A 19379-nucleotide genomic window follows, 5' to 3' on the forward strand; every position below is an offset into this window, starting at 1 on the left:
CGAGACGCCATTACGGCGCGTTTTTCTGATGAGGATACGGGGGTGAAAAAAGCCTGACCGGGAGCAATGAGCCGTTTACACATCATCTCTTTGACTCTTACAATGAGCGGATTAAGCGGCTCAGTCTTCATCAAATAATCTGACCGCATCAACAGGGATCCCCATGAAAAACATCACCTTCTACTCCCGTTTCGAAACCGATATTCTGGCAGGCTGCAAAACCATCACCCTGCGTGAAGCCAGCGATGCACAATTTGTGGCGGGAGACCGCATACGCGTTTCGCGTTACGAAGATGACGTGTTTTTCTGCAATATTGAAGTGATCGCAGTAACGCCAGTGCAGTTCGCAGAGTTGAACCAGTATCATGCCGTTCAGGAAAATATGATGCTGGACGAGCTGAAACAGGTGATCTCGGAAATTTATCCCGGTCTTAATGAACTGTTTATGATTGAGTTCCGCCTGATTTGATCGGCTAATCCAGAGCGATGTGCAGAAAGCCGAACATGAGTCGCTATTAAAAGTGACACCGTCACAGTACTGTCAGTTTTATATCTCTGCAGCGACCTGAATACGGCGAAAACAGTCAGGATGATGAGTATTTATTAGCCCGGTAGCTTCCATCCAGGCATAGACAATTGTCGGGCCGACGAAGGTAAAACCGCGCTTTTTCAGGTCCTTTGAAATGCGTTCGGACAGCGCATCTTTGGTCGGCACCGGACCGACGTGCTGAATAGGTTTCCCTCCCACCTGCGACCAGATCCACTGACCAAACTCTTCACCCGCCTGTTGCATGGCAAGATACGCACGGGCATTTTTCACTACCGCATTAATCTTAGCGCGCGAGCGAATAATGTCTGCGTTGCCAACCAGTCTTTCGATATCCTCTTCGGTGAACTGCGCCACTTTCTGGGGATCGAAACCACAAAATGCCAGCCGGAAGGCTTCGCGTTTTTTCAAAATAATGCGCCATGAAAGCCCGGCCTGAAAACCGTCCAGCATCAGTTTCTCCCACAATGCCCGGCTGTCATGTACTGGCTTGCCCCACTCGGTGTCGTGGTAATGCAGCATCATCGGGTCGGAAAAACCCCATTGGCAGCGGGGCCGGGTATCCTGTGACAATATTTCATCGGACATGCGCTTTTCCCATTTACTTGAAGTCGCCGTAAGGCACCAACGGCTGTGGTGGCATATCCAGATCCCCTTGCCAGCCTGCCATTGAGTAGCGGGCATACAACAGAAAATGGCTCGGGGTGTAATCTTTTGCTTGCTGGATGTCGATACTTGCGCCGAGGGTCCAGTGCGATGTCAACCGCCGCTCAACCAGCGCCTGAGCAGTATAGCCGAAGCCAGAACTGCTGCTACCTTGAATGACCCGGTCTTTGTCCTGCAGCGTATCAGGGATCAGATTCTGTAAAGGATACTGTTTTTGATCCCGGGTCGTGGACGCCGACCATGAAACCGACCCGCCGATTTGCCATGACCAGTTATCCGTCCGCTGGCGATAATTTACGGGCACCGCCAGCGAGAAATATTGCTGCGGACTGTAATAACCGCCCTGTCCCAGTGTGTAACCACTGAGATCTTTCTGGTAGTGCCACACCATTGAGTTCAGGCCGATGGTGGCGCGGCGATCATCCTCGTTGATCATCTTGTAATAATAACCGCCCATCAAACGCTCGCGGCTATTGTCAGCCACGTTCTTACCAGTAAGTTGATGCGCGCTGATATCCCCCCACAGGCCATTGGCTTTACCCTGATCGTAGCTGAAACCAAGACTCACGCCTGTCGCACGAACACCGCCCCATGTCATGCCGGTGTTCGGATCTTTCGCCCCAGCGAAAGAGAGTAATGAGCTGGAAATGGGCCGCCGCGATACCGTTGCCGTCCAGCCGATATCGTGCCAGTCGCTGCTGTATGCCAGACCGCCGACCCAGTCGACCACTGGGAAACCCAGCGGTGTGGAGCCGAGATCGCCTTCCCATTGATTGTCTTTATACCCTGCACCGAAACTCACGCCGTCAGCATGTTGATCCTGATATCGGTTACAGACGATATCGCCACAGGTTCCGAACGATGAGCTGTAATTGCCATTGTCGTTGTTAAAGGTGCCGTTATTCATACGCACAACGTCAGAACGCAAGAAAGCGCGCCCCTGAAACCAAGGCATATCGGCCTGCAACATGGTGGTATTGGTTTGGAGATCGGATTTTCCCGGCGTGCCGCTGTTACTTGCCACGTCCTGATCGAGAGTGAAATTGATATTTTGCTGACGGTATAAGTCATGAGCATCAGAGCGGATACTGCGCTTGAGCCAGTCATCAGTGGGGTTGATGCGAGTCAGTCCGGTGTAGCTGTCGTTATCTGTTGGCATTTCAGCGGTGATTCCGCTGGCGACCATCGCCTGCTGGTCATCTTCACGAGCAACCTCTGGATGACCGGTTTGTTGCTCCAGACGGCCGGCATCGCGGTAAATCAGTGCTTTATCCTGACCGGCCGGTAACCCGGCGGCCTCTGTGGTGAGGGGGCGTAATAAATCGGCAGCTTTTGCCGTTTCGCCGACATCGTACCACGCCATTGCCACACGGCGTTGTTGGTTGAGGCTCAGTCCGCTGGCCGGAAGTTTCGCGGTTTGTAGCTGTACTCTGGCCACGTCGATGTCGCCATCTGCAGTCAGTTGGTCAACATTATTGAGCGTTTTATCAAGCATAATACGCTGCGCCATCTCGCGCATACTGTTGTTCCATTGTGCCTGCGGCAGGGTATGTAAATGGTTAAGCGCAGCGTCATCACGGTCCGTGCCGGAAAGATAAAGCGAATAGGCATAGACCTGTTGCGGATCAGCCGGACGTCTTGCAGCCAGCTGTTCAAATACCCTGTCAGCGTCACCCTGCCGGCCTATTTCTGTCAGCGCATTGGCGTAATGATAGATTGTCCACACGTCATCAGGATTGCGGTGCAATATTTTTTCATAGCTCTGTACAGCCTGAGACCACTGACGGTTGGCAGCAAAGCGCGCTGCACTGGCAGCCAGTAAATCGTTCTGAATGCCCTGTTGCTTATCGCTGAGCTTGGCGCGTTGGGCTGCCGGTAACGTGTTCAGATAATCGAGGGCTTTTTGCGGCGATTGGCGTTGATAAATATTGGCCAACCCGCGCTGGGCACTGCTGTTATCGCGTTCAAGATTAAGCGCCCGGCGGTAAGCCTGTTCGGCCTGAGCATCATTATGCCGAATCACCGCGATATCGCCGAGGCCAACTTGTGCCCACGGATCACCCGGGTTAATACGTTGCGCCCGCTGGTAATGAACACCTGCCTGATTGAGTTCGCCGGCTTTTAGGGCTTTATCGCCCAGATCGATTTCCAGCCAATAGCGATTGGACCGGATCAAGCTGGTCCATTTACTATTGTTATAACCATCCTGCTCGGCAATTTTGGCCTGTTCAAAGAGGCTGAGTGCCCGCACGCGGTTGCCTGCGCGGGAATAGGCTAAGCCCATAGCGCCAAGCACTTCGGCATCGTTGGGATACTCTTCCAGCGCTTTCTTGAGCGGAGCAATGGCTCCGGTTGATCCTCCACGGGCAATCTGCGCCAGCCCGGTCATACGGGCCTGATAATGGGGATCAGCCAACATCATCTGTTGGCGCTGTAATTCCTGCTGTGCGGCGATCGCCGCTGCCCCGGAATCAAACACGCCCATAAAACGTTGCAGATCTGCCACGCTTTGGTTGCTTACCGGCTGTGATTTAATTTGTGCCAGCCACATGTCTGCCGCCGGGCCACGCCCTTCATTGGTGTTTGCTACCTGTTTTAACAGTGTGATGGCCTGTTCTGAACGACCCTGTTCAAAGGACATCTTAGCCAGTTCCAGCCTCAGGCTGACATCGCCAGGATATTGAGTGTTGAGCGCCCACAGCTGTGCCTGCGCCTGCTCTTTCTGCCCTGGGATCCGGCCAACCAATAGCCAATATTCCATCGCCAGGTCCAGCGTCGGCGGCTGTCCGGCAAATAGCGCATCATACTGCGTGCGGGCCTCTGACAGACGCCCTGCCATTGCCAATAAGCGCGCCTGTTGTAGTTGTTGCTGAACTTCCGGCTTGGCCATTTTCAGGCTGAGTTGCGCCTGATGATAGATATCTGAATTCGGCGCAGCCTGATGGATTTTCTCCAACTGCTGTTCTGCCAGCACCTGATTACCTTCACGCAGTGCCAGCCGCAGGCGGGCAGACAAAACCTGAGGGTTCTCAGGCGCAATCAGTTCCAGGCGGTAGAGCGACTGGCGCACCAGGTCGTCTTGATGGCTGGCTTCGCCAACGCGAACCTGCTCCAGCAACCACTGCTCCGGTGCTACCTCGGTCGCATAACCCGTCGCAGGCAAAACGATTAGCCCGAAGGTCAGTGTCCACAGACTCAATTTGAGCGGCAAGATGCGCGGTGAAAACGAAAAGTTAACCATCTGATTAATCCTGATCATCAGAAGATAAACGGCGGCGGCTCAGCGCACGTAACCCGCTCCACAGCAAAATAGCCATCAGTACCACGGCGAACATTGCCATAAAGGCCAGCAGCACCGGATGGGTCGCCAGTGCGTTCCATATACGCTCCCACCATGGTAAATGACCGACGTAATAGACCTCGCCGACTTTCAAGCTGTTCACGCCAGAATCGCGGAAAATAGCGACTGAACCAAATACCTGCGCTCTCTGCTTGCTGTCCTGCAGACCTTTATTCAGCATGTCGAAACCTTGCGGGCTGTTGGCCAGCAACGCCACGATACTCCGCTGCTCGTAATAAGGTGATTGCAGTCCGACAACGGCGGAAATCGGTCCCTGTGCGGTGATTTGCGTATCGGTATCGGCAATGGCATCTCTGGCTGGAGCGTTACTTTCCGGCAGCGCAACCTGGCGTGACGGGATGTTGACCGCACTCCTTGTTGCGTCAATGAGCAGACTGGCCTTTTTCTCATCTTTCATGCTGCTATCACGCAAATCGGCAGGCAGTGCGCCAATCATTAGCAGATCGGCGTCAGTGGTTTTGGCCTTCGACCAGTCATCACTTAACGACATGCCTACTGCCGGATAACCTGTCAGCGCACCAATGTTGCCGAGCGTATCGAGCAGGGTTGTTAACTCAACCGCCTGCGGCTGAGTTTTCACCAGCACCAACGTTTGCGACAAATCGGCCAAGCGGCTGAACGGGAACCCGGCGTTGGCGAAAGCCCGCAGATCCGGCATGGCAATAAAGTGGCGGTAGCCAGAGAAGTCAATGGTCGAACTATCATCAATCACCACATGATTCGGCACGGTCGTATAAGTTTCACAGCGCCCTTCAGTACCGCTCGCCAACAGTGACGTGTAATCAAAATCGAATCGCATCTGGTTAACCGCACCGAGTTTGAGCGCAGGGATCATCAGATCTTTATGACCATCCAGCAGCCCTTGCAGCAGAGATAAATGCAGCAGTTGCGAATCCTGATCGTGGCCCGGGATTAGCGTGAAATCTTGTACAAATTGGTTATTCAGGCTAATGCTCATTCTCGAAGTATTTTTAAGCTGCGGCGAGGTATAGCGGTACTTCAGCCGCATGTCGATCCCGTTACTGTTAATGAGGAACAGGTCAGGCGGCAGATTCATGTTTAGAGTGATCGGATTCGGTTGTATCCCTTCGGCCTGCAATTGTTCAGCATACTGTTTGAGTTCACCGAAGTGCATCGGCCGGTCGGTGCGCACCCAGTTTGGCGCGTCGTAAGGCTGACGTGGGTTTAACTGTTCAACGTGATCGATATTGATCGTTTGGCCACGGAACAGAATATTGCCCTGTGCGATACCTTTGACGGCGGTCAGTAAATCTTTATCGTCCCGGCCCAGGATCAGCAGCATTTTGACATAGGGATTGTCCGGTCGGCTGACCATTTCCACCGTTGGCCCTTTGACCGGCGGCATCTCTTTGAGAAAGTCAGGACGCTTATCATTAGTGGCAAATACCACCGCGTGGCTGTCCGGCAGTTGGTTATAAAGCACCGGGAAATTCTGTCCGCGCCACTGAGCTTTGGCCCCAAACCACGATGCCAGGATGGCAGCCGCTTGCTGCTGACGGGCGTCCGGCGAAGCAGCAAATACCATCGGCAATGACAGCGGTCGCGTATCCCGCGCATCAAAGAACGGTACCGGGAAGTGCGATAACTCGTTGCTCAGCGGTAACTTCTGATACTGCAGCGACAGCGAACTGCCCTTGCCTATTGCCAGCCACAACGTGCTGTTAGCCGGATTTTCACAAATATTCTGATAATGACCAATGAACTCCAGCCGGATCCGATTGAAATCAGTGATATAGCGCGGATCGATAGGCATCTGTAGGTGGTTCTGCTTGCCAAGTTGATCCTTATCGATGACCTCCACACCCATCAACTGGTCATTGAGATAAACCTTGAGGTGTGACTGCACAGGAATCAACGACGGAGACGGCGTGAATTCGAGGTTTAGCCTGGCCTGTGTCACCACTTCATCACCGCGCACGCCAAATTCAATCTGGCCGTTCGGCTGGAACCCGCGCAGTGTCATTGCACCCGGCGCGGGTGCAATGTCCTGAAACGCTAACGTCACATCACGGACCGGCGCGCCGGGAATGATCATTGGCGCCTGTGCCGGCGGAACAACCGGCAGCGCAGGTTGCATCACAACATTACTGACAGGGGCGAGAGTGGCCGGTGCCTCAGCACTGAAAACCGGTGCTGTGATACCCAATGCTGCAGCGATCAAAGTAACCCATGGGAGTATTTTCATTATTTCATCATCATCAAGGTTGATTCTTTTGGTTGAACCGGCAGTGGTGGATTACGCGGAAGAAATGATATCACCCAGCGGCTGAGCGTATTGGTGCGGGCGAGAATAGTTCGGTAACGATGTGGCGCAATATCGAGCATACGTAAATACCCACGCAGCCCCAACCCCAAGACTTCGCGCAAACTTTCCAGCGGTTTATCTTCTGGGAAGCTGTCCTTACGCACCACCCAGCTGTCGGCACGGGCAAACGTACATTGGATAAAATCGATCTGCTGCTGAGTGTTCATTTGTTGCAACTGAATACCGACATGATGTCCAAACACTCGACTCACGCTGCAAGGAAATGCATATTCCTGTTGTCCGCGATGTAACAACAACATCACACTTTCGCCTGGCTGGAACAGCGCAGCGTTTTCGGTTTTGATCCCGGCACCACTATCTGAAAAATCCTGCAGGGTACAGGCATAAACATGCCCTTCTGTCCGCGCCAGGGCTGCAGGCATAGAAACCTCAACCCGGTGAGCCTGACGAACTTGTTTAGATTCAAAGGCCACGGCAATCGCACCGCCGAGAATAATCATGTTGTAAATCACCCAGGCCAAACTGATCAGCACGGTGTAATACTCATCGGCATGGCCATAAACCAGACGCCAGATGCCGACGACAAAACCAACTAAATTTAACAGCATCAGAATTTGATAAGGGCGGGAGATCTTCCAATCAACGAAATCATGGTGGTTTTTCCCCCCTTTGGCGGTGACATTGAAAGTTCCGGCATGAGGGTTAAACAACGCCACGGTGGTCGGCCGCGCGATATACCATGCCAACACGGTTTCGTAGATCTCGCTCCAGAACGAATGCCGATATTTTCCCTGAACTCTTGAAGTGGCAAGGCTGGCATGGATCATATGCGGAAGCACATACAGTGCGATGGCCAGCGCCGGAGCATAGATGATGTATGCATGTAGCAAGAGGAAGGCTAACGGTGCCGTAAGGAAAATTAAGCGTGGAATACCGGCCAGGAAATGCAGCATCGCATTGGCATAACACAATCGCTGGGCCAGTTTTAATCCTTTGCCAAACAGGGGATTATCGAGGCGGAAAATTTGTATCATGCCACGCGCCCAGCGGATGCGTTGGTTGACGTGTGCCGACAGGCTTTCCGTCGCCAGCCCGGCCGCCTGTGGAATACGAATATAGGCCGACGTATATCCGTGCCTATGCATACGCAGTGACGTATGGGCATCTTCAGTGACGGTTTCTACGGCAATGCCGCCTATTTCATAAAGTACGGACCGGCGTAAGACGGCGCAGGAACCGCAGAAGAAGCTGGCATCCCACAGGTCGTTACCGTCCTGCACCAGTCCATAAAACAGCTCGCCCTCGTTGGGGGTTCGACGCATACGGCCTAGGTTGCGTTCGAAAGGATCGGCGGAGAAAAAATGGTGTGGCGTCTGCAACATGCCGAGTTTTTTATCTTTAAAGAACCAGCCCACGGTCAACTGCAGAAAGGAACGGGTCGGTACGTGGTCGCAGTCGAAAATCGCGACTAACTCACTCTGACACTGTGTCAACGCATTATTGATATTGCCCGCTTTAGCGTTTTCATTCGTCGCACGCGCAATATACTTCACGCCAATTTCACGAGCAAACGCGGCGAACTCAGGCCGATTGCCGTCATCCAGCAGCCAGATAGTCAGTTTTTCTTTTGGCCAGTCAAGGCCCAGAGCAGCATACAGCGTCGGCTTCACCACGCTCAGCGCTTCATTGTATGTGGGTACCAGCAGATCAACGGTGGGCCAGATGGAAATGTCCTCCGGCATCGGTACAGGTTTCCGGTTCAGCGGCCAAATGGTTTGGAAATATCCCAACACCAACACGGTCCATGAATAAGTTTCAGCCGCCAGAAGTAATAATCCGCAGATCAGACTAACGGGGTCGTCCCAGTTAAGGGTCGAGGTATAGCGCCACCACAAATAACGGCAAGAGATGGTTAGCGACAAGACAATCAACATTAACGCCGGAAAGCGTCCCGGGATACGGCGCACCAACATGGCAATGCTCCACAACAGCATCACGAAAATGAATTGCGCCAGATAACCGAAGGGTTGAGAAATACAGAACATCGCCATCACAACCGCAACCGTCCCGCCAAGGATCATCATCAAGCGCTTGGCAATACCCGTTACTCTCCCCCTCGGCACTTTTTCCTTCAGCGGACCTGGCGGAAAACGCAGGGGAATGGCATTCAGCCAGTCATGCACTTTCTTACGAAGGCGCTGCGGCCAGTCTCTGACAACAGTACGTTCACTTACTCCCCCATTGGGAATAATCAATAGTAACCACAGGGTTTGTAACAGATAGCGTAATGGGTCGAGAGGTCGGGGGTGCATTGTCGAAAGATGTGGATACCAGCGGAATCGTTCTGCCCGGATCCGCTGCCAGACTGGAGATTCAAAACGCAGCAACAGCCATCCCATCGTTGCGCAAAATACCATCAATACCGCAGTAAAAAAGGACGTGCCGTTTTGCCGGTACAAGCGATAACGGTTTTGCAACACCGTCGCCACCGGCGGCATCAAAAATGCGCGTAACAGGCCGCTCATTGACTGGCATCCCGTAAATTAATCAGACACCAGTTAGCCAACGCGGTGACATCCTGAGCGCTTTTGCTTTGTGGGTGAAGTTGACCGACCGGTTGCTTACCGGCCAGGGATTCTGCCATCGCTTCATCGCGATGAAGAATAAATGGCAACAGTCGCGGCAAGCTCTGTTGCCATAGCAACAGCGTATCCTGCTGTAACTGGCTACCAGGCATGAATTGATTTACCAGATAATGACTATTAGCGGGTAAGGGTTGTTGATGCAAACGGACATGGGACTGTGCATCGGCCTGAAGTAGCATCAGAGTGTGGTCCGCGATCGAAAAAGCCTGTGCTGCACGTAAAGGATCCCCTGTGGGGACATCCAGCAGGATCCAGTCGTAAATGGCAGTGTTGCAGATTTTGGTCAAATTGCTTGGCCAGTCGCAGTTAACTTGTCCTTCATCTCCCATCGACAACTGGCCGAAAGGCAAAAAATCGAGACGAGAATCATAAGACATGGCTCCATGCTGCCAGCCTAACCCCGCACGCTCAGACGTGGCCCAACCGCGCGCAGCATCGTAAGGCATCGCGAAATGCAAACGCAGAAGATTAGCGGCAGAAAAGTCAATCGCCAGCACTTTTTCGCCCAATTGGGACAATGCCCAGGCTAATGCAGCCGTGACTGAGGTCGTGCCGGTTCCACCACGTATCCCTTGCAAAGCAATGACTGACATCAGATCAGACCTCTTTAGCAGATTTTGGCGTATAGAGGTGTGCTAATTCAGCCAACAAGGGCCAACGTTGCAGGATTTGTGGGATTTTCTGTTGAGTCGCAATGTCAATATAATGTAATTCCGGTAACGAAAAAATGTGACTTAATACTAATAAATCATCATTCCGTCCTTCATTGACATCATCACTAACTATTTTATTCGCTGTATACTGTTCTCGCCCCAATTACGCGTACCTCATTTGCAAGGAAAAATACCGGCTATATATCTCAATATAGCTAAAAATTTTTCGACTGATTTTTAATCAAAATTATTATTTACAGCGCTGGCTGGTTATTTAATCTGGCGATGTTAGAATTTATTATACTCACCTTTTTGAATTGTGTAACAAACAGATATTCAATAAAATCACCTGAGATTTTCTTCAGACAGATCTACCAGACAGACTTAATTCAGGCAAACCCAAAGATGACACTTTCCTTTCCTTTTGGCATGAAAAAATTTTGGAATGATTCAGCTGAAATACAAACATCAGGTCTGTACTGGGTCAACACTGCCAATCAGAGTGATGCGTATGATCTGGGTGGGCAAGTGCTGGCAGCCCAGGCCGAAGATATTGTCACCACATTTATTCTCCCTAAGGATAACCCTATTTGTGGCGGCGCTACACAGACCCTGACTCAGGATCATATCCTTATTTCCAGGCTGTTAGCCAAATCTTCTGCATGCTCTTATTACCAACTCGCCAGCGGTAAACGTGCTTTTAGAGCGTTACCTGATGATTTAAACCGCATTGGCAACACCCAGAATCAATTGATAATTTTATTATTTCCGGCAACATCCTGGCAAAGCTTCAGCGGCAACGAATTTGAGATATGGTTAAAAGCAATGTCAGCATTTGCCCAGCATCGAAACTGTGCACTGCTTATTCTCTGCTACGGCCTTACCAACAGCGCTCTCAAAGCCCAGCTTAATTCTCACCACCGCCTGATATATGGACTTTCGAACCTTCAAACCGACATAGTTCCTGCCCAGTTTGTCATTTCCTGGTGGCATAACAATTTTGGCGTTGAAGCCAATAACTCCTATTCATTACAAAAATATGCTCAGGGTTGGGGAATAATGCCCCTAACCTCCACATCTAACAGTGGTAGTAATACACTCAATGACGACCAGTGGTTGTATTTTGCGCAGCGTGACGTATTGGAAGGCGCACCGCCATTGTCAGAGAACTGGCAGTTGTTTGATGATAACGCCGTTTTGACAGAGCGAGGCATGCATGCGCGGGCCGCCACTCTCATTTTCTCCCTGCGCACTAATGACGAAGTGGAAACCCTGGCACGGCAGATTCACTCCCTGCGCATTCAGCGTGGTAATAGGCTGAAAATTGCCGTCCGAGAGATGAGTGCCTCATTGCGTTACATTGACCAGCGTCTTTTGCAGGCCTGTGGCGCAAACCTGGTGGTTCCCCATGCGGCAAGATTATCCAGCTTTCTCACCTTGCTCGATGATATCCAACAGCTGAGTTTTACCCGTTATGTTGCTGAAGACATTGATAAACTGCTGGAAGGCAGACTGCCAACGCATCATAAAGGCTTCCTGCCTCTACCGACCTTTTGTGAAGTGATGCAATCTATTTGGAGTCACACGACGTTGACCACAGAAGCGCGTGGGTTACTGATCTCTCTGCGTCCGGTGTCAGGCATTTTGCCGCAGCAGGCGATTTCATTGTGCCACCTCCGCCGTGATGGTGATGTGATCACTCTGACCGAACATCATTTGTATCTCTTCCTGTCAAACTGCCAGGTCAGTGATGTGGATAACGTATTGAATTCCCTGTTCAGCCTACCCGCCAATGATATTTTTGCCAGCCGCACGCTCTGGCACCAGGATAGCGACATTCAGTCAGAAGTTCGCCGTTTGGCAGCGAAAAAAACCTTACCGGCACAAGTCCTGCAGCCACAGCCTGTCAGTGCCTCGCCCAGCGTGTCGCCGCATCGTACCTCGGTTCATCTGCCCGAACCGCTGATCCTGACACTCAGTGATACTCCGGTCAGCCGTTCCATGGCAGAGACGACACGCCATATCAATGAACCCTCTCATGATGGGCAGGAGTCGCCGCTATGAATATTAATGATATTGTTGAAATTTTTATTTTAGCAGCGGTGATATTCATCCCTTTCGGCATGATGCTGCGCCGTCGTTTGCCGATATGGAAAAGGGATTTTTCAGCGCGCTATCTCTCTCCGCGCTATCTCACCCCGATGACAGCTAAACATCTGAAGACATCTTCCACGCATACCGCGGAAAACAGTACATCGACAAGCCGACTTTCTTCGAACGGGAAAACTAACACACGATCATGAATGACCTTAAATCCGTTTCACCGCAATTGCGGATCTGGCAATCCTGGCGTGGTTTAGGTGCCTGGAACTACTACTTCTTACTGAAATTTGTCTTGCTCTGGCAGGGGTATCTCAATTTTGATGCGCTGAATAACTTGGTGTTTGCGGCGTGCCTGCTTTTTCCCCTGCCGTCACTGCGTTTGCACCGCTGGCGTTTGTGGCTGGCGCTACCGTTTGGGCTGGCACTTTTCTATCACGATACATGGCTGCCGGGCTGGCGTTCAATCGTGAGCCAGGGTGCTGAGGTCACCGGTTTCAGTGCTGATTACCTGCTGGAACTGGCTGACCGCTTTATTAACTGGCAGTGGGTTGGCGCGGCGTTCGTCCTGCTGGTCGGTTACCTGTTTATTTCGCAGTGGATTCGTATCACTACGCTGACCGTTGCCGTGCTGTTGTGGCTTAATTTTAGCCTGTTGGTGCTGCCAGGACTGTCTCCGGCACCGGTTGCAGCTAACGCGACTACACCGGCACCAGCGACAGTGACCAAAGCCGCCGAAGCGCTGCCGAACAAGGTCAGTGGTCCGCCAACGAATGAAAATCTTAACGCTTATTTACAGCAATTTTATCAGCGTGAACATGCCCGCCAAACAAAGTTCCCGGCAGCGTTACCGGCGGATGCCCAGCCGTTCGACCTGTTGGTGATCAACATCTGCTCATTGGCATGGGCCGATCTGGACGCGGTGAATCTATCGAACTCGCCCATATGGTCGCGTTTTGACATGATATTCAGCAACTTCAACTCCGCGACAGCCTACAGCGGACCGGCATCAATTCGCTTGCTACGTGCCAGCTGTGGTCAGTCGTCTCATCACGATCTGTATCAAGCCGCAGGTCAACAATGTTACCTGTTCGATGATCTGGCTAAGCTTGGGTTTAGTTCACAACTGGCCATGGATCACACGGGCGAATTCGGTAATTACATTGGTGATTTACGGGATGATGCTGACATGAAGTCTCCGATCATGTCGCAAGTGGGCCTTGGCCATGAACTGACCTCATTTGACGGATCACCCGTATTTAATGATGGTGAATTGTTCAGTCGCTGGCTCGCCAATCAGCAAAAAGCCGGGACCGCGCGCACCGCGACCTTCTTCAACCTTATTCCGTTGCATGATGGCAACCGTTACATTGGCAGTAATAAAGGCGCGAATTACCGTACCCGTGCGCAAACCTTGCTTAATCAACTGAACACGTTTATGGATCAGTTGGAGAAGTCAGGCCGCAAAGTGATGCTGGTTGTGGTACCGGAACATGGTGCGGCGCTCGTGGGTGACAAGATGCAGATCTCCGGTCTGCGGGATATTCCAAGTCCAGGTATCACTCATATTCCTGTTGGCGTGAAGTTCTTCGGCATGCAAGCCCCGCATCCTTCGTCTCCGCTGAAAATCGATCAACCAAGCAGCTATTTAGCCATTTCAGAACTGGTGGCACGTTCGGTTGATGGCAAACTCTTCACCGCCCCGACCGTGGACTGGAAGATGCTCAGTGCAAATCTTCCGCAAACCCCGCTGGTGTCGGAGAATGAGGGCTCGGTGGTGATGGAGTATCAGGGGAAAATTTACATTCGTCTGAACGGCGGGTCGTGGGTGCCTTACCCGCAATAGAAATAAAAAGGACCCAGGAGCGACGCCTGGGTCCTTTTTATACTGACCCTGACATGGCCCAAATAGGCCACGTAGTGAGGGTTAAATTAAAGATTTCGCCTGTTTCAGTACCACGTCGCAGGCTTTTTGCTTCACTTTCTCTTTCACCTGGGTCAGGCTGCCGCCCAGATTATTCAAATCAACCGTGTTGCCTTTGCCCGTTTGCAGTAATCCCCCTAAACCGTTTTGATAATCCTGACTTTGCGCGCCGGATGCGCTCTGGATGCCTAATTTACTCAGGAGTTTATCTTTCACGCTTTCAGTGCTGGACTGAGACAACACGTTATTTTTCACACAATACTGCAATATACCGGCCGCATTGGTGGCACTTTTGGCCGTCAACGCGTTATCACCCCCGTTGAGCAGAGAAGTCAGTGACATGGTGGAATTATTGCTATTGTCAGCATTGTTCAACTCCTGATTAGCCGCCGCTTGCAATGAGCTCAACAGATTGCTGGCCTGCGCAGTGCTGGCGAATAAACAAACGCTTGCCGCGATAGCTAATGCTGCTGTTTTTAATGCTTTCATGTATTGCTCCATTAATTTCACAATCAGATCTGGCCTGATAAAAAGGCCCATAAAGTTTGGTGTCTTTTGACCCTTTCATCAATAGGACAACGCCGCTGAATAGTTTGAATGAAGCATTATTTTTACTTAATAGACGCCTGTTGCGCTATCCACAATGCCGCGGCATTAAAGAAGTGCTGGGCCAGCGGTGTTGCCCGTTCCGTTTGTGACACCACCATCGCGGCGTGCCGTTTCATCGGTGGGATATCCAACATGCAGCGCTTCAGCGCCGGATGCATTTCATCAATCAGATGACCGCGAGGCACGAGTGCGCAGCCCAGCCCGACAAAAACGCCCTGCATCAATTGAAAAATCGACGTCGTTTCCAACGTGGGGTGTAATTCAAGTCCCGCCTGGCGAAAATGACTGTCCAGATAGCGGCGAAAGTAACGACTCGGCTCAGACAGACAGAGCGGCAAGTTTGCCGCCTCTTCAGCACTGAGAGGTTTCGCTTGGTTAAGCTGAGGGAAATGGTCAGGGTGATAAACCACATCCACGCCGCCGTCATTGATGGGGACCACCTGAAAGCGCAGTTCATTCAGTGTCGAGAATTCAAAAAAACCAATGCCTATATCAACGGCATGGCTACTTAATGCCTCAATCAGCTGATCAGCGCTGACCTCCATTACGCGGTAGTCCAGCCCCGGATGTTCATCCGTGACCGCCTTAATTAGTCGGGCCAGTGAAATGCTGCACTGCGGCATGATACCAATACGCAGCGTACCGCTCAGTCCCTGCTTAAGGGATTCAACCTCCAGCTTCAGTCCTTCATACACCGCAACGATTTCCCGTGCCCAGCCCAGGACCCGCAGCCCTTCTGCGGTGAAGCCTTCGAAGTTATTACCACGGTTAATGAGGTTGAGATCTAACTCTTTCTCCAGATTTTTTAGACGCATTGACAGCGTCGGCTGGCTGACAAAGCTCGCCTCCGCCGCCCGACCAAAATGCCGCTCACGCTCGAGGTTACAGAGGTAGATCAGTTGCTTAATATCCATAGTGATGCGGCGGCGCCTGGCATAAGAATAATAGTCATGATTATAGAGGAGTGAGCGGCCCTAATGCGCTTTAAACTTCAAATTCAAGGTCGTGGGCTGCCGCCCAAACCGGCCCAAGAGGAGGCATAAACGTGCCCTCCTCTTGGAACCCCTGCGTTTTTCTATGAGACACCAACAGCTTCGCTGTTGGCAGAAAACTAGCAGGCTTGGGCCTCAGCCCCAAAAAGCATTCTAATGGTTATATTTTCAACTTCACGTAATCAACCAGACGACTGAACACGCCACCTTTAGCAACATCTTCGAGAGCGACCAGCGGGATAGTCTTGATGGTTTTGCCATTATCGACAATATTGATGGAGCCAAGCTCCTGGCCTTTTTTCAGCGGTGCGTCAATCTGCGGGTTCGTCAGTACATATTGCGCTTTCAGTTTGTCAGCATCAGATTGCGGTACGCTGATGAACACGTCGCTCAGTGACCCTACTTTTACCTGCGGACGATCGCCAAACCATACTTTTTCATCGGAAACGCTCTGCCCGGCTTTGAAAATCTTTTTACTGGTGTATTCACGGAAGCCCCAGGTCAGCAATTTTCGCGCCTGTTCCTCGCGCCCTTTTGAGCTTTTACCCCCCATAACAACAGCGATCAAGCGGCGGTCGCCTTCGGTTGCGGAAGCAATAATGTTAAAGCCAGCGCTTTCTGTATGGCCAGTTTTCAGGCCATCCACCTGGAGATCTTTGTCCCACAGAAGACCGTTACGGTTTTGCTGAGTGATATTGTCATAGGTCAGCGATTTCTCGCTATACATCCGATATTCCTCCGGCTCCCCGCCAATGATTGCTCGTGAGAGTTTAGCCAGATCATAAGACGTGGTGTATTGTCCCGGCGCATCCAGGCCGTGAACTGTTTCAAAATGGGTGTTGGTCAAACCCATGGTGGTCACGTAGTGGTTCATCAGACCGACAAAGGCGTCCTGACTTCCCGCGACGTAATTCGCCATCGCCACGCAGGCATCATTGCCTGACGTAATAATGATGCCGCGAATAAGATCCCGAACGGAGACACGGTCACCGGGTTTGAGGAACATCAACGAAGAACCTTCCAGACTTTTATTACCGGCAACCCACGCTTCTTGTGGCACGGTAACTATGTCGTTCATGGTGATTTTGTGTTTATCCAGGGCGCGGTCAATGACATAACCAGTCATAAGTTTAGTCAGGCTGGCTGGGTTACGACGCTCATCCGGGTTACCGGCCGCCAGAACATCACCACTGGCGTAATCCATCAATACGAATGAGGCCGCATCAATACTCGGTGGAACGACGGGGAAATCCAGAGGTGCAACAGCCCTTGCTGCGCCGGCTGACAACATCAGTACGCCGGTTAATACAGTTAATACACTACGTTTCACGAGTTGTTCCTTTAAAACGCCAAGATGGTCCGAAAGTCGCTCAAAAAATAAACAACAAAAGGCCACCGGCAAACACGGCTGAAAATAATTGCCGCATGGTGCACCAATAAGGCGTTGAACAAAACCCCGTTTATTTTGCCAGTCATTTCATAGTGAAACGGTTTTGTTACAACTCGGAGGAATTTCACGCAACATGCCGTTTTTGGTAGCAAAAAAGTTCACTGGTAACGCACGACCAGTGAACCCGATAGTCTTTTAGATAGACTCAGTGACAAAACGCGACACTGACGAGGTCAAATGCTGTGCCTGATCGCGTAGTGCATTCGCCGCCGCCGAAGACTCCTCTACCAGTGCGGCGTTCTGTTGCGTCACGCTGTCCATTTCAGTGATGGCTGCGCCGACCTGCGAAATACCCCGGTTCTGTTCGTCAGAAGCCTGAGCAATTTCATTGAGGATCTCAGTCACATTACCAATCGACGTGACAATGTCACTCATTGTGCTACCCGCTTGTTTAACCAGAGCCGAACCTGTACGAATACGCTCGACAGATTCATTGATCAACCCTTCTATCTCGGTCGCGGCAAGCGCACTGCGCTGCGCCAAATTGCGCACTTCGCTGGCGACCACGGCGAATCCGCGGCCCTGCTCACCGGCCCGTGCCGCTTCAACCGCTGCATTGAGCGCCAGAATATTGGTCTGGAACGCAATACTGTTGATTACCGTAGTAATATCCGCGATTTTTCCCGAGCTGGCGGTGATTTCATTCATGGTTTCCACCACCTGACTCACCAGTTCTCCCCCTTTATTGGCGGTATCTGAGGTGACACTGGCCAGTTGGCTGGTGTTATGAATATTATCGACGTTCTGCTTCACTGTGGCGGTAAGTTGCTCCATGCTGGCTGCCGTCTGTTCCAGTGCCGCCGCCTGTTCTTCGGTACGTGCAGACAAATCGTTATTGCCCGCGGCAATTTCTGCTGAAGCCTGACTGACCTGTGTCACACCACTACGGATTTCACCAATAATACGCCGCAGGTCATCATTCATATCCCCCACGGCATGCATCAGTTCGCCCAATTCGTCACGACGGGACGTGCGCAGATTGGCGCTCAAATCGCCACTGGCAATCTGTTGGGCCACCCGTAACGTGACTGATAATGGTTTGATTATCTGATGAGTGATCGCCCATGCCACAACGATACTGAGAATGATCGCCGCCACCAGGATCGCGCACATCCAGAAAATAGCCCGAGAAATATCGTCGTGCGTTGCCTGCAGTTGTTGCTCAAACAGCTGGTCACTCAACCCGGTCAATTCGCCACCGGCCACGCCCAGTAACCGTGTAGCGTCCTGCTCTGCCAGATAGGACTGGTAGTATCCCATGGCACTCTGCTGCTTGCCTGCCAGCGAGGCTGCTATCCCGGAAAGCGTGCTGGCGTCACTGGCGTTTACTTCAAGTTTTACGGAGTCAATGAGTTGAATCGATTCAGCTATAAAGTCAGTTAACACTTGCTGGGCATCAGCGCTATTTTCCATTTCCAGAAGGCGGACCCGGATGGCAATGCCACTGATATGCTTAATGATTTCCTGCAGCGTAGCAGACACGGATACCGTGGCCGGATCCTGCGTATAAGCTTGCGCCAGACGTTGAATGGTCGAAATCTCATCACTTATCACCAGGTTGCCAATAATGCGCTGCCGCTGCTGAGTTTCACTGACCGTTTCTGACCTTTTATCGCGATAAATCTTGAGTAAGACATTTAACCTGTCCAGATTGCTTTTCTGTTCCGGCCGCCATGCATAGTGTTGTAGCGATGCCAGTTGACCTTCAATCTTTTGCAATAGACGTTCGTTATCAGCGATAAACTTTTCATCATGGGTTTTAATATATTTCAGTCTTGCATCTTTGGCTTTTGCGAACAGATCGTTCACAATTTTTAATTGGCTCACTTTCTCTGCACGGCCCGAAATATCATTAAGATTTTTAATACCACAGAACGCCACTGCTACGGTGAGTAACAACGTCAATCCAAAACCCATCCCCAATTTTTTGCCAACTTTAACATTTTCAAAACAAGCTACTAACCTTCTCATTTTTGCAGGTTCCCATTATTTTGTTTAAGTTTTCTAATGTTTCGCAAAGCAAGGTCGTTATCGGCAGGATGAGAATTTACTTCAATTGGCATAGCGTTTTGATAGGACACTTGCCTTTGAATTACGCAAAAAAGGAATATTACGCAAAAAAGGAATAAGCCGTTGGCATCAGGG

Annotated in this window: 14 protein-coding genes; 4 read left to right on the forward strand and 10 right to left on the reverse strand. The window is 51.3% G+C overall.

Going from position 1 to position 19379, the window contains the following annotated elements:
- Positions 1-163: 163 nt before the first annotated feature.
- Complete coding sequence (gene yqfB / locus IEV89_RS12730) at positions 164-469, forward strand: N(4)-acetylcytidine aminohydrolase (RefSeq protein ID WP_188473892.1); 306 nt, start codon at positions 164-166, stop codon at positions 467-469.
- 78 nt (positions 470-547) lie between these two features.
- On the opposite strand, the gene IEV89_RS12735 is transcribed toward yqfB, so the two are convergent.
- From IEV89_RS12735 to bcsR, 6 genes are read right to left on the reverse strand one after another with little or no spacing between them, the layout of a single operon-like run.
- The gene (locus tag IEV89_RS12735) at positions 548-1135 is read right to left on the reverse strand and encodes a DNA-3-methyladenine glycosylase I (protein ID WP_188473893.1); all 588 of its coding nucleotides are present in this window, start codon (positions 1133-1135) and stop codon (positions 548-550) included.
- A 13-nt stretch (positions 1136-1148) separates the two neighbouring features.
- On the reverse strand, positions 1149-4454 hold the full coding sequence (locus tag IEV89_RS12740) for a cellulose synthase subunit BcsC-related outer membrane protein (RefSeq protein WP_188473894.1): 3306 nt from the start codon (positions 4452-4454) through the stop codon (positions 1149-1151).
- A 4-nt stretch (positions 4455-4458) separates the two neighbouring features.
- Positions 4459-6780 (reverse strand): cellulose biosynthesis cyclic di-GMP-binding regulatory protein BcsB, encoded by a 2322-nt coding sequence (bcsB, locus tag IEV89_RS12745; protein ID WP_188473895.1) that lies wholly within the window; start codon positions 6778-6780, stop codon positions 4459-4461.
- Complete coding sequence (gene bcsA, locus IEV89_RS12750; RefSeq protein ID WP_188473896.1) at positions 6780-9386, reverse strand: UDP-forming cellulose synthase catalytic subunit; 2607 nt, start codon at positions 9384-9386, stop codon at positions 6780-6782. The genes bcsB and bcsA overlap by 1 nt, the downstream gene beginning before the upstream one ends.
- Positions 9383-10099, reverse strand: coding sequence for a cellulose biosynthesis protein BcsQ (gene bcsQ, locus IEV89_RS12755; RefSeq protein ID WP_188473897.1), 717 nt, complete (start codon positions 10097-10099; stop codon positions 9383-9385). The genes bcsA and bcsQ overlap by 4 nt, the downstream gene beginning before the upstream one ends.
- 4 nt (positions 10100-10103) lie before the next feature.
- A complete protein-coding gene (gene bcsR, locus IEV89_RS12760; protein ID WP_188473998.1) occupies positions 10104-10292 on the reverse strand; it encodes a cellulose biosynthesis protein BcsR in 189 nt (62 codons plus the stop codon).
- 272 nt (positions 10293-10564) lie between these two features.
- On the opposite strand from bcsR, the gene bcsE reads away from it, so the two are divergent.
- Genes bcsE through bcsG form a run of 3 tightly spaced genes read left to right on the forward strand, consistent with a single transcriptional unit; the run spans position 10565 to position 14105 of the window.
- Positions 10565-12223, forward strand: a complete 1659-nt coding sequence (gene bcsE / locus IEV89_RS12765; protein ID WP_188473898.1) for a cellulose biosynthesis protein BcsE — start codon at positions 10565-10567, stop codon at positions 12221-12223.
- Entirely contained in the window at positions 12220-12462 is a 243-nt protein-coding gene (gene bcsF / locus IEV89_RS12770) for a cellulose biosynthesis protein BcsF (protein ID WP_188473899.1), read from the forward strand. The genes bcsE and bcsF overlap by 4 nt, the downstream gene beginning before the upstream one ends.
- Positions 12459-14105, forward strand: a complete 1647-nt coding sequence (bcsG, locus tag IEV89_RS12775) for a cellulose biosynthesis protein BcsG (RefSeq protein WP_188473900.1) — start codon at positions 12459-12461, stop codon at positions 14103-14105. The genes bcsF and bcsG overlap by 4 nt, the downstream gene beginning before the upstream one ends.
- An 81-nt stretch (positions 14106-14186) precedes the next feature.
- On the opposite strand, the gene IEV89_RS12780 is transcribed toward bcsG, so the two are convergent.
- From IEV89_RS12780 to IEV89_RS12795, 4 genes are all read right to left on the reverse strand, one after another.
- Positions 14187-14672: a YjjA family protein gene (locus IEV89_RS12780; protein WP_188473901.1), complete on the reverse strand. Its 486-nt coding sequence runs from the start codon at positions 14670-14672 to the stop codon at positions 14187-14189.
- Positions 14673-14794: 122 nt separating this feature from the next.
- A complete protein-coding gene (locus IEV89_RS12785; protein WP_188473902.1) occupies positions 14795-15706 on the reverse strand; it encodes a LysR family transcriptional regulator in 912 nt (303 codons plus the stop codon).
- A 238-nt stretch (positions 15707-15944) separates the two neighbouring features.
- The gene (locus tag IEV89_RS12790) at positions 15945-17114 is read right to left on the reverse strand and encodes a serine hydrolase (RefSeq protein ID WP_188473903.1); all 1170 of its coding nucleotides are present in this window, start codon (positions 17112-17114) and stop codon (positions 15945-15947) included.
- Between the two features lie 255 nt (positions 17115-17369).
- Complete coding sequence (locus tag IEV89_RS12795; protein ID WP_188473904.1) at positions 17370-19205, reverse strand: methyl-accepting chemotaxis protein; 1836 nt, start codon at positions 19203-19205, stop codon at positions 17370-17372.
- Positions 19206-19379 lie beyond the last annotated feature (174 nt).

It is taken from the genome of Hafnia psychrotolerans, assembly GCF_014639435.1.
GTDB lineage: Bacteria > Pseudomonadota > Gammaproteobacteria > Enterobacterales > Enterobacteriaceae > Ewingella > Ewingella psychrotolerans.